This is a genomic window from Flavobacterium sp. 9AF, from assembly GCF_902506265.1.
In the GTDB taxonomy this organism is placed as follows: Bacteria; Bacteroidota; Bacteroidia; order Flavobacteriales; family Flavobacteriaceae; genus Flavobacterium.
Genome location: NZ_LR733556.1, coordinates 1528985 through 1541972 on the forward strand (window position 1 = coordinate 1528985; position 12988 = coordinate 1541972).

7 protein-coding genes are annotated in these 12988 nt (G+C 31.2%); 2 read left to right on the top strand and 5 right to left on the bottom strand.

Translation table 11 applies throughout. The features are described from left to right. The first annotated feature begins 57 nt into the window (after positions 1-57). A complete protein-coding gene (locus tag HALO113_RS07180; RefSeq protein WP_159778372.1) occupies positions 58-2631 on the top strand; it encodes a LamG-like jellyroll fold domain-containing protein in 2574 nt (857 codons plus the stop codon). A 518-nt stretch (positions 2632-3149) separates the two neighbouring features. Next, the gene (locus HALO113_RS07185) at positions 3150-4250 is read left to right on the top strand and encodes a DUF4407 domain-containing protein (RefSeq protein WP_159778373.1); all 1101 of its coding nucleotides are present in this window, start codon (positions 3150-3152) and stop codon (positions 4248-4250) included. Positions 4251-4341: 91 nt separating this feature from the next. Here HALO113_RS07185 and HALO113_RS07190 read toward each other — a convergent pair whose 3' ends face one another. The 5 genes from HALO113_RS07190 to HALO113_RS07210 all read right to left on the bottom strand — a co-directional run bounded on the left by HALO113_RS07190 (position 4342) and on the right by HALO113_RS07210 (position 12839). Then, complete coding sequence (locus tag HALO113_RS07190; protein WP_159778374.1) at positions 4342-4557, bottom strand: hypothetical protein; 216 nt, start codon at positions 4555-4557, stop codon at positions 4342-4344. A gap of 7 nt (positions 4558-4564) precedes the next feature. Then, positions 4565-9124: a T9SS type A sorting domain-containing protein gene (locus HALO113_RS07195; RefSeq protein WP_159778375.1), complete on the bottom strand. Its 4560-nt coding sequence runs from the start codon at positions 9122-9124 to the stop codon at positions 4565-4567. Between the two features lie 128 nt (positions 9125-9252). Beyond that, on the bottom strand, positions 9253-10428 hold the full coding sequence (locus HALO113_RS07200; RefSeq protein WP_159778376.1) for a glycosyltransferase: 1176 nt from the start codon (positions 10426-10428) through the stop codon (positions 9253-9255). A 14-nt stretch (positions 10429-10442) separates the two neighbouring features. Beyond that, positions 10443-11606 (bottom strand): glycosyltransferase, encoded by a 1164-nt coding sequence (locus tag HALO113_RS07205; protein ID WP_159778377.1) that lies wholly within the window; start codon positions 11604-11606, stop codon positions 10443-10445. A gap of 33 nt (positions 11607-11639) precedes the next feature. Beyond that, positions 11640-12839, bottom strand: a complete 1200-nt coding sequence (locus tag HALO113_RS07210; protein ID WP_236554616.1) for an oligosaccharide flippase family protein — start codon at positions 12837-12839, stop codon at positions 11640-11642. Between the last annotated feature and the right edge of the window lie 149 nt (positions 12840-12988).

The window sequence follows — 12988 nt, forward strand, 5'->3', positions numbered from 1 at the left end:
TTATAAAGAAAATACAAATTGTAGAATTTTGTTCCTATAAACTATAAAAGATTTATTATGAGAACAAAATTACTTTTTTTAACTTTCCTATTGGCATCAATAGTTTCGGCTCAATATCCAACTAATGGACTTGTAGCACAGTATGGATTTGAAAATGGAAATGTTTTAATTGACGGAGCTAATGGAACAAATTTTACGCAAACGGGTATGGCTTTAATTGAAGTTAATAATCGCTTTGATATGCCTCCAACAAGTGCTGTTAATTTAAATGGAGATTATTTAACCCGTCCAGATATTAATTTTCCTGCAACTGGTTCATTAGGGGATTATATCTCTTTAAGTTTTTGGATTAAAACTACCACAGACGACAATAACACAAGGATTATCCTAGACGATAGTAATCGACCAGATTTTTCAACATCTACTTGGGCAGGTTATTATATTTATTTACAAAATGGTAAAATAGGTGCAACATTAGGAGTGCAATATAATGGAGCCTTTTCATATAAAAGTGGTGGTTTATTAGCTAATAGATTCATTAGCGATGGAAATTGGCATCATGTTGTAGTTACGTTATCTCGTTCAGATAGTTTTGGAGGCTGTTGTACTTATACTTTGATTAATAGTTTGTCTATTTATATAGATGGTGTAAACTATGGTAGTGGAGGCAATAGTGAATCTACTGCGAGTGGAAGTTTGAGTTTATTACAATCTCATGATACTACTGGTAATATTACTATCGCTAATAATAGATCAAATTCCCTAGCTAATATAAACAGGTATTCAGATATTATAGATGACGTTTTAATTTATAATCGAATTCTTACTCCTGCTGAAATAACTAGTATAGCTTATGAAAATAGTTTTTGTTTTGTACCACAGTCTTCAGTTATATCCACTTCAGCAATTACTGAAACTAGTGCAATGGTGAGTATTTCAAATATTGGAACGTATAACTTAGCCTATCATAAAACTTCTGAACCTTTTGCAAATGCGATTATTATAAATGGAATTAACTCTGGATCAGTAAGTTTATCCAATTTAGATGTATTCACAGATTATAATGTATATATAAGTGAACAATGTGTAAATAATTTAACGGGCTGGTCTTTACCTATTACCTTTAAAACGACTAGAACATTTGGATATATATATGTTAATGCTAATGCAACTGGAAACAATAACGGAATATCTTGGATAAATGCGTATACAAATTTAAATGATGCTCTTGCTATAGCTCAAAACAATGAAGAGATTTGGATTGCAGGAGGAATTTATACTCCTAGTGTTTCAGACAGAAATGCTACATTTACTCTTACAGCTTCAAATTTGAAACTTTATGGTGGTTTTATTGGTACTGAAACGCAGCTTTCTGATCGCGTTGTAGGTTCAAATGAAACCATTTTATCTGGAGATTTATTAGGGAATGACAATACTTCTATTTCTTTTGTCAATCCTACTCGATCAGATAATAGTTACACTGTTGTATCATTAATTGGAGAAAATCCATTATTAGATGGATTGACAATTACAGGTGGACATGCTAATGCTACTTCTGGAGCAACTGAAACGAGATATGGTGGCGGAATCAATAAAAATTCAAGTATTAGAAACGTAAGTCTAAACAATTGCAAATTGACTAAAAACATTGCTACTGAAGCTTCAGGTGCTATTGCTGGAGGTTATAATGTTTTTGGAGGAACAGGCAGTATGGTAATCAGTAATTGCGAGTTCTCAGAGAATTTATCAGCTATTGGTGCCGCTATTTATTCTGCTAATTTAAGTACAGCTGTAATAAGTTATACTATTTCAAATACGTTATTTAGTAAAAATAAAGCGACTAACACCAGTAGTGCCACTAATGGATATGCAGGAAGTTCTATGTGGTTACGTTCTTATGGTTCAGGAGCAAATATTGTAACGACTATTTCGAATTGTACCTTTGTAGATAATGTAGATGATGGAGCCAATGCGGCAATGAATAACTTGAACCGTGTAACTTTGGCTTTAACCAAAAATACCAATTCCAACCATACAGCTACTATTTCCAATTGTTTGTTTTGGAATAATAAAGCAGCGTCAGGAACTACAGCAAGACCTATAGGTGGTTTTATAGAAAGCGGAATTCCTTCAGCAACTGTAATTAATTCTACTGACGAGACCAACTTTACAGGAATTACTCTTTCTGGCACATCAACAAATAATAACAATTCCGATCCCTTATTTACAAATTCAGCTAGTGGAGACTATACTTTAAGTTTGGGTTCACCTGCTATAGATTCTGGAGATAATGCAAGTGTATTTGGTACAACTGATTTATTGGGTAATCAAAGAATTTTTAATACAACAGTCGATCGTGGTGTTTATGAGTTTGGCTCTTCTGTATTAAATTCTACTGCCTTTCAAGAGTTTACTAGTTTTCAAATTTACCCTAACCCAGCAACAAATAACTTAAATGTTGCAAGTTCACAAAAAATAAACGTATTAGAAGTATATACTTTGGATGGAAAATTAATATTAAAAGCAAATGGAAATGAAGTGGATGTAACACCTTTGCAAAATGGATTGTACCTTATTAAAGTAATAACGCTTCAAAATGAATTTGGAGTGAAGAAATTTGTAAAACAGTAATGTTGTTTTTTATAGTTTTTTAAATATAAGACCATTATTTTAATAAAATAATGGTCTTATTTCTTTTACACAAGGATTTTTAATTATGTACACATTCTATATTTATCAAAAAAGAAATACTATTTGATGAGTTTGAGTATTAAATAATAATTAGTTCTAAAAAGATATCAATCTATAACTAAATTACAATTACTAAATACTCGTATGAACTCTCTTGAAAAAGTTTACATTAGGCGTTACCTTATTGCACTACAAAAAATATAAAAACAAAAATACAATTACAACAAGGTCAGGCTGTCCACTATATCTTTTAATTTGCTTAAAATCCAAGCAAATTAAAAGGATGCCGTTCCCATCCTTAACGCTAAAAAAATGAAAATAAAACACTTACACTCTTATTTTTTAACTTTTTAACACTATTGTGAAACATTTGGCGTTATATTTGTACTAATCAATCATCACCCGAGGTGTAGGCAAATTTTTGTAACGCATCGGAGAAAATCAAAAAATCAATCATCATGTTAAAAGACTTTTTTATCCTTTGTTCTGGTGCCGACAAAGATATTATTCAATCCTCCTCAAATGGCGAACAAAACAAGTATGCAGGCATTGGTGCTACAGTATTCTTTACTGCTGTAATGGCATTTATAGCAGGTTCGTATGCACTTTATACCGTTTTTGATAACATTTTTACTGCTATAGGTTTTGGTTTAGTTTGGGGATTACTTATTTTTAATCTTGATCGTTTTATTGTTTCTACTATTAAAAAGAGAGACAGTTTCTTAGACGAATTACTTCAGGCTTCGCCCCGAATTATATTGGCCATTATTATTGCTATTGTAATTTCAAAACCCTTGGAAATCAAAATTTTTGAAAAAGAAATCAATACCGTTTTATTAAAAGAAAAAAATGCCATGGCTTTAAACAATAAAAAAGAGGTGGCTAATTATTTTCAAAGTGATTTGGATAAAAACAAAGCTCAAATAGACAGTTTAAAAAGCGATATTCTAAAAAAAGAAAAAGAAGTTAACGATTTATATTCGGTTTATATTACCGAAGCAGAAGGAACAACAGGAACTAAAAAATTAGGAAAAGGACCCGTTTACAAAGAAAAAAGAGACAAGCATGATGCCGCTTTGCAAGAACTTACCTCATTAAAAGCAATTAATCAGACTAAAATTACCGAATTAGAAAATAAAGCGAAAACTATCCAAACGGATTTGGATAAAAAAATTACAGAAACACAACCCATAATTGAAGGTTTTGATGGCTTAATGGCTCGTATCAATGCTTTAGACAAATTACCATGGTTACCTTCGTTTTTCATTATGTTATTATTTTTAGCCATAGAAACCTCTCCTATAATTGCAAAATTATTGTCTCCAAAAGGAGAATATGATTTCAAGCAAGAAGACAATGAATTAGCACTTAAAAGTGTTTTGGCTCAAAATAAATATCAAAGTGAGTTACAACGAAAAACGGATGCTGAAATTTATGATAAAGTTTATGCAGATATTAAAGAAGATCAAGAGTTGTATAAATATAAAAAACAAAAAGCTACAGAATTACTTCAATTACAAGCTGACGGTTTTGTAGAAAAACAAAAAAAATCTATGTAATCAAAAAGCTTTACTATAAAACATGAGTAAGAAAACTGTTATAAATTATAAAATCATATTCCATAAAAAAAGCCCAATCAAGGGCTTTTTTTTATAAATCTCTTTGCGTATTTTTAAGTTTACTAATTTGCTTTATTCTTATGTATCCTAAACAAACTGCCACACAAGTTGCTATTACTAAATGGTTGTTTATTGGTGCAGCTGGAGTTCCCACATCATCAACATCATCATCAAAACCAGTTTGCGCAGTTACTTCTAAGATAGAGAAAAAAAACACTAAGAGTAGCACGATAGTTTTTCTTGCCATTATATTTTTATTTTATTATTAATTTTTGAATACTTGTTTTTCCATCAGCTTTTAAAGTTACATAATAGATTCCTGAAGCTAATTTATTTTCAGTTTTTATACTTATATGTTTACCTGCATTTGTAAATAATTTACTAAACGTTTTTTGTCCTAAAGCATTGTAAATCTCTACCATTGCATTACTCATTGAGAATGAAGTTGTAATCGAAAATGCATCATCAAATTTCAAAGGATTTGGAAACAGAAAGAATCCGTTATCATTTTGAGAATTAGGAATTGATAAAATAGTGTTTTGGAATACAATTTTAAACCTATCACTATTCATACTGCCCGTATTTGATGTAGAAACCGAATAATTATATGCTATTGATTGATTGGCAGGAATGAGTGTGTAGGTTTGATTATACATATCATACAAATAAGCATCCAACCCATTGTCTAAAGTAGATTCTGCAACAATAGTATAATTAATATTTCTATATTGATTTACGTGAATAGGTAATTCTTCCATATCTAATGGATAATTACGATTTTCTATACTTAAAATTTTTGTGTTATTTTTTAATCCAAAATTTTCATCTTGATTGATTGGTTTCTCAGCATCATATTCATCTACAGCGTTGGAAAAAGAGTTATCAAAATTAAGTAAAAAAGCATCTGTTTCCGATTCAGCATTTAGAAAAGCTTGGCTTTCAAATAAAGACAATTTTAATTGTGCTACTGTTGAAGCATTTTTAAAAACATTAGATGAAGAAGTATTTACTATTTTATCCGTTTCTTTAAACAGCATCTGACTAGTTCCATTCGTTAAAGTTTGCACAAAAAATGCTTGTCCAGGTTGTACATACTTATCTGCGGTAGAACTTGGAAAATTATTAATATTATTAACAACATCAACTGTTACATATGCACCTCTAGTATTTCTTGTTGGATCCCATAAATAATAAAAGTTTTTATTCAAATTTGTAGAACCTTGTAAAACAACATTCATATCTACTGGACATTGATAAGGATTACCAACAAAACTATAGCCATTTGCAACTGTGCTTAAATTTGATATAGGATAATTTCCAGTTACCAAACTTCCTTTTACTCTCAATGTCGTATTGGTAGGCGTTGGCGTATTTGTAGCTAAACTAATGGTTCGATCACCTCGCACTAAAATTCGATAAGGTGTTCCTGCGGCAATCGTTGAAGACGTATTGGAAACCGAATTCCAAATTTGATTACTATTATCATAAGTAAATAAAGACGGATTTCCTGTATTAGTAACATCAAAACCACCCGCAATCTGATTGGCACTTATATTTCCTCCTCCAGTTATATGTGTACCCCATCCAGCAACATTAACACCGTTTTCTTGCCAATTTTCTTTAATAGATGTCGTAGAAGTAACAGGAGAACTTAAAAATCTAAAAGCCCTTCTTCCTGGAATAAATCTTTCTACTTCAACAATTCCTGAAATAATACATCCATCAACTACAGGAGCAACTACAGCAGTATTCAATGCGTTTGATTTCATGATTAATTTTTTACCTGAATCTATAGTTAATTGACCTAAAGTCATAGTAAGAACTCCGCTTATATTGGTATCTTGTGTTAAAACCACTTCACTTTTTGAATTTATTTCTAAACCATAAAGAAGGTTGTTAACTAATTTATTTGCATCAATCGATTGAGTTGTTAATCCTTTCATTATTAAAGTTGATCCATTTACTGTAGCATCTATTAACCCATCGGTTATACCACCTGTTAATAATAATTGGTCATTTATCGTAATCTTATATCCATTCAATTTTAATTGTTTTGCAGATGCATTTCTTAATGATCCAATTGTTCTATTGGAAAGTAATATGCAATCGTTTAAAGGAGTAGTTGCAAATTGTATGTCAGCCCCAGAAGCAGGAACTATATTTCCAACCCAATTAGTTGCTACATTAAAATCTGTGCTAGCTACGGCTCCCATCCAAATAGAAGAGGTAACATCAATTGTAGCTGAACCAAAAGCGGTTGGGTCGAGTGGATTAATGACATTAATTTTTATTCCTGTACCTATTGTACCTAATGTAAGTGTATGTGATGTTACTATTCCATTTACAAACGAAATGGTTTCTCCTCCTCCAGACAATATAGATGTAGAACTACTAACTACAACCTTACCTGTAAAAGTAGTTACTACAGCACCTGTACCGTTTAAGCCATCCATCGCACTTATTTTAATATTAAAAGGCACTCCAGAAATTTGATTACCAAGTACTCCATCTGAAGTGGTAGTAATTTTAAAACTAGCCACTCCAGTTACAATTACATCTGCTGACCGTAAAGAAGTTACCCCACTAACTGTATTGGTTGCAGATATTCTTGCTCCTCTATATATTTCGGAAGTACTATAACCTGTTAAACCTACTGCACTATTCCAATTTGTTGCTGTTGTTGTCAATACCGTTGTTCCTGCTAAGTTCCTTAAAGGTGTCCCGTCCACATAAACAGTAACATCACCTTGTCCCAAAGTTCCTTTTATTAAAGGAGCATAAGCATTTATTGGAGCAGAAACAGTTGGCGCAGCGGGTAAACTAGCTGCTACAGTGACTGAATTAGATACAGCACTTATCAACTTACCTTCTGCTTCCGCTTTAGCCGTTAAAATATCACCTGCAACCAATGTAAGTCCAGAAATGCTCCAATTCCCAAATGAATTTACCACAGCTGTACCTATTTGAATTGTTCCTGCTTTAAACAATGTTATTACAGTTCCTGCTACTTCTGTAGATGTTCCTGTTACTGTTTTATTTGTACCTGCAATATAGTTTCCTGTTATTACAGGACTATTAGAAGGTGTTACAGTATTAACAGTAACTTTAATAGTATTTGAATTATCAGATAAAACAAAACTTCCAGTTGTGGCTACAGCTCTAGCTTTAACAATATCACCTTGTATTAAACCTGTTACACTAATGTTTGCTGTTGCACCAGCTGCAAATGTAGTACCTGCTAAAGGCGCGACTATTTTCCCGTTAACATAAAAATAAATTTTTGCAGTTGCGCTATGATTATTAGTCACACTAATATTTTGACTTCCGGTCGAGGCATAAATTGGATTTGTGTTCACCGTTGGAGCAGTTGTTGTAGGTGATCCATTTTTAACGGAAGCATTAGAATAATCGGAAGTACAACTCACCGATTCAACCGTCGCAAAATAATCTGAATTATTAAATGTATTTTGTGGAGCATCTACATCAAAACTCCAAGTCCCATCGAGACCTACATAAGAAATGGCTCCACCTAATGCAAAAAACTCGGTAGCCACTAAGCCATTATTAGCTAAAGCATATAATCTCACACGATAAGTAGTTGCTGTAGGAATAGGACTTCCATTTGACCAAGTTCCATTTATTAATTGTGTTCCATTGGTACGAGAAGTAATAATAGGCTCAGGTAAATAACAACTTTGGACTCCAGTTACTATTTTAATATTTGAAGATGCAGATTCTGATTTTCCAATAGCAGTTGCTTTAGCTGTTATTACATCGCCCACAATTAATCCAGTAACACCCGTTAAATTCCAAGTTCCTGATGTAACTGTTGTTGAACCCATTTGAATGCCTCCCTTGTAAACTTTAATTATCGTTCCATCAATTTCATTTGAAGTACCAGAAATTGTGCTACTGGCAATAGTAATGGAGCCTAAAATACTAGGTGCAGTTGAGATACTGGGTCCAAAACTAGCTCCTTCAACCAATGTTGACAAATCTGTAGGAGGAAAACTACTTATTAATGCATTATACATGGCAAGAGCGTTGCCACCAAATACATTTCCATCTACTCCATTCACATCAGAAGGTGTGGTTGTTGCGCCATTTTGGGTATTCGAATTTGTAGTGGCAACAAAACGTACTGGTCCAGTAAAGCCTAAATCGTCTAAATTAACAAAAAAATCATAAAAATAATCCGCATCACCATTATTGGTACTTAATGCTACCTCTTTTTGATGGCGTTCCTCCACATCATAAGTAATCGTATTTGTAATTGTGCCTAATGCCACATCATGAGTATGAATTTTAACTCCTACACCTGTTTCTAAAGTAATTTCTTTTTCAAAACCTGGATTAGCAGAAGTAGTAGAGCCAAATTGATTATTGGTATCTATTAACAAAGAATAACTCTTACGAGCTGTAGATGATTTATCTAGTCGAAAACGAACTATAAAATAGTTAATCCCGCCTACATTTTTTGTAAGTACAAAAACGGAGTTTCCACCATTAAAACTAACAACATCTAAGTATCCACTACTCCCACCAGAAATTAAATCTAAGCTAGCATCACCTGTAATTTGAGGGACTGGTATCATTTGCAATTCACTATTAACTCCATAATCGGTTACAGAAAAACCAGATGTAGTTAATGAGGCAAAGCCATCTGCATTGGGGTCTAAAACTGTTTTTCCAAAAACGGTTGAAGAAGGTTTATAAATTAGACCAGGGGTTTGTGCATTAAGGTTTATTAGATTTCCTAAAATAAGAAATAAAAAAATGCATTTTTTAATCATAAATAAAGTATTAGTTCTCATACATGAATCCGCTATTAAAATAAATCAATACAATTTCTCAAAGATACTATGTATTTTAGATTTATCATAAGTTTTAATTATTTAATTTTGCTTTAATAATCTAATTGTCAATTTGTTACAAAAAATTATTATCGATACTTAAGTGCAATTTGTCCTATTTGCCCTATTATTTTAAATGAATCTTTCATACTTAGTTTAGAACCATCTGCATGAATCCATCGGTTCAAAGGTTTTTCAAGAATTAATGCTTGTGTTTCTTTTGAACCGTATATTTTTTTCATTCGCATAAAAATTTCAACATCAAAAAGCCATTTGGTAATAAATTTCTCTTGAAAAGTCTTTTCAATAATTTCTTTGGTCATAATTTTAGCTCCACATTGCGTATCGTTGATCTCCATTCCTAACGTTTTTCTAATAATAAAATTAATTGTTTTGCTAATAATTGCTCTAGCCGATTGTTTGGTTATGTCTGCTCCCATCCTGGCCATTCTAGAACCAAAAACTAATTTATATTTTGAATTATAAATGGTTTCTGCCAATCCTTGAAAATCTTCAAAATTGGTAGATAAATCTGCATCTAAAAAACCTATATAATCAAACTGACTACTTTCAGATAAATGCAACATACCTAATCTTACCGCTTCTGCTTTTCCTCCATTTTTTTCACAATCATAAATACTAATATAATCTTCTTTTCCTTTTCGCAATTCTTGTAAAACTTCTAATGTTCTATCTTTACTTCCATCATTTACAAAACATAAATGGTAGCCTAAATTTTTATGCACAAAGTTTTTAAAATCCTCTCCTAATAATCTTTTTTCCTCATTATAACAAGGGATAACAATCCCTACACATTTATTTTGTATATATTGCTCTTTGGTAACAGAACTTGCATTTATTTCTTTTTCAGTAGGTACACCGATTAATCTTTTTACTCTTGCGGCAATTTCACTTAAACTCAGAGGCTTTTTCATGTAATCATCAATTCCCAAATCATAACTTCTCACGATGACTTCTTCATCTGTATTTCCAGACAAAACCATAATTGGCGTTTTTGTGTCCATTTTAGTCTGCCTTATATATTGCACCACTTCTAAGCCTGAAGATATTTCAACGGCCTCTTGTAAATTGAGATTTCCGGTTAAATTAATATCTACAATCGTTAGATTTGGTTTAATATCTTCATACAAAGCAATACCGTTTTCCACATTTTCTGCTTTTTGCACCTCATATCCTAAATCGGTTAGTGCTTTTTCCAGCGACAACAAAACCAGTTGTTGGTCATCAATAATTAAAATTTTCATAGTCAATTGGGGAATTAAATCGATTTAAAACAAGCTATATATTGATCAATAATTTTATCCATTGAAAGTGCATTAGCTGCTTCAAAATTAGCAATGGCCAATTCTTTTCTGTAAGCATTATTAGATAAAATTTTAGAAATTGCCTGAGCTAAGGATTCTTTGCTTTCTGGATTAAAAAATTCACCTCGATAACCTTCATCTTTAATCAATAGAGCTAAATCACCTAAATCGGGTAAAACAACGGCTTTTCCATAACTACCCGCTTGATGCAACACTCCTGAGCTTCCAGTGGTGGATGTATAAGGAAAAACAACTATTGTACTTTCGGTAAAAATACGTTCTACATCATTTTCTTCTACATAACCTGTAAAAATAAGGTTCGGAACTTCTTTATATTTTTCTGCCACACTTTCCAAATAACCTGGTGTATTTGGGCTATCTGTTCCTGCAATAATTACCTCAATAGTTTCGGAAGTAGTTTTTCTAACCATTTCGACTGCTTCAATAAGAATTTCTACTTTTTTATACGTTCCAAATTTCCCAAAAGCCATTACTTTTTTTGATCCTGATTTGTCTTCAAAATCTGGATTTTTTATAGACTCAAAGCTACCATGAGGAATTTGTATTATATTTTTTGATTTGTATTTATCTTGTAAGACCTCAACATACTTTTGAATTGTTACTACTAATTTATTTGATTTTAACAAGCACCGTGTAAGATTGGTACCAATAAAATTATAAATTTTTTGCATTGTTTTACTTGAAGTAAAACCTGCCTTTTCTAAATCTACTTGTTCTAAAATATTATGTAATAATACCACATTTTTGTAACCCATAAGACGCAAAAACATGGGTAATAATAATCCCATCGCTGAAGGAATTTTTTTATCGCCAAATTTTACAAACTGAAGGTTAAATAAAATATAATCTGGCTTTACTTGACGAACAGCATTTATAACTGTAAAAAAAGAAAAATAACTATTAAATTTCCAACATTCTTTAATTTGAATTTTTTCCTTATTAGGAAAATCTAATTGTTTTGGCTCTTTTGTTTTATCAGTTAATAATGTTAGTTGTGAAATTGATTCATGTAGAACAAAATTTTTTGCTAAATGATAACCATATTCGTTCAGTGTAACTTTGCTTGGTGGATAAGCAGTGAGTAGCGCTAACTTCATATTCAAATTTAATATTTCGTTTTATAACAAACATTAGACTTTCTTTAAATGGTTAATAGCAAAAAAAGTAATTTGAAATAGCAACAAAACGAGCATTGCAATAATTTGCATTAGTACAACTTGCTCTAACGACTCGTGAAAAAATACAATTAAAATAACTTGTGTTAATCCTAAAACACCTGAAATAATAACTGGGATATATTTACTAATTGATAAAAAATAATAGGCAAAAATATTAGCTATAGCAAAGATTGAGGTTGCTAAAGCGTATTTCCATAATAAAAAAGCAATAGGCAAATATTTTTCTCCAAACATTAATTTCACGACTAAATTAGGAAATAAATAAGTTACTAACACTATAAAAGTAGATAAAAATGAAATATACAACACATATTTAGCCAAAATTGGAAATGTATCAAATCCATCTTTTTTTAACTGTATTACTTTAGGCAAAAGCAACATTACAAACATCCAAGCGACAAAATAGACTACCCTACCAATTAATGCTAAAGAGGCATACAAACCAGCTTCATGGTTTTCAAAATAATGCTTCACTAATAATACATCACTGTTATTTATTATAATTTGTGTAAGTTCATAGAAAGCAGTTAAAGCAAAAAATTGAATGATGGATTTTGTATTTAAAATCTTATCTTCATTATTCTCCATCTCAATTTTAGAAATAATTTTTTTCTGAAAAGGAAACAATCCAAAAATGAATGAAATTAAAATACCAATAGCAATAACTACAGATGATTCTAAACTAGGAATACAATATAGAATTGAAAAAGTTAAAATTAATCGACAAAGCATTTCAAAATAATAAGTCTTCGAAAGCCCAATTAACTCATTTTTTCCTTGATACAAGCCTCTATTAATACTCATTGTAATGTAAAGAGGCAATCCTAAGCCAAAAATAACAAACATGGAACTGGTTTGAGTATGAAATATATCTTGTAGATTTTTACTAAAAGTCACAATAGCAACTGCAAATAAAACACCTATATACAAAGCGTTTTTATAAATAAAGTTCAAAAATAATTGTAATAGACTCTTTTCATAAAGAACAGCATATTTGGCTGTTACTATTTGGAAGGTCATTCCTATGAAAGAAAGCACTAAAAGTAAAGTAATTAATATAGCGGCATCTGCAAATTGTGAAGGCCCTAAGATTCTTCCTAAAAGTAAATTATAAACATAATTCCCTCCATTAACAAGAAGAATGGAAAGCATAAAAAAATGTTCTTTGGTTAGATTTTTGGGGCTAAACTTTAAACTCATTGCTCATCAATTGCAAACCTAATTTACTTATATTTTTTTAATTGAAAAACTTTTATGGTTTAATTCTTAAAAAAATGTTAAAAATAAAAAAGGATGGTATT

Bases quoted from the DNA above. Each gene is read 5' to 3' on its own strand.
- HALO113_RS07200 (WP_159778376.1), bottom strand. From the start codon at position 10,428: ATGAAAATTTTAATTATTGATGACCAACAACTGGTTTTGTTGTCGCTG.
- HALO113_RS07180 (WP_159778372.1), top strand. From the start codon at position 58: ATGAGAACAAAATTACTTTTTTTAACTTTCCTATTGGCATCAATAGTT.
- HALO113_RS07195 (WP_159778375.1), bottom strand. From the start codon at position 9,124: ATGAGAACTAATACTTTATTTATGATTAAAAAATGCATTTTTTTATTT.
- HALO113_RS07205 (WP_159778377.1), bottom strand. From the start codon at position 11,606: ATGAAGTTAGCGCTACTCACTGCTTATCCACCAAGCAAAGTTACACTG.
- HALO113_RS07210 (WP_236554616.1), bottom strand. From the start codon at position 12,839: ATGCTTTCCATTCTTCTTGTTAATGGAGGGAATTATGTTTATAATTTA.
- HALO113_RS07190 (WP_159778374.1), bottom strand. From the start codon at position 4,557: ATGGCAAGAAAAACTATCGTGCTACTCTTAGTGTTTTTTTTCTCTATC.
- HALO113_RS07185 (WP_159778373.1), top strand. From the start codon at position 3,150: ATGTTAAAAGACTTTTTTATCCTTTGTTCTGGTGCCGACAAAGATATT.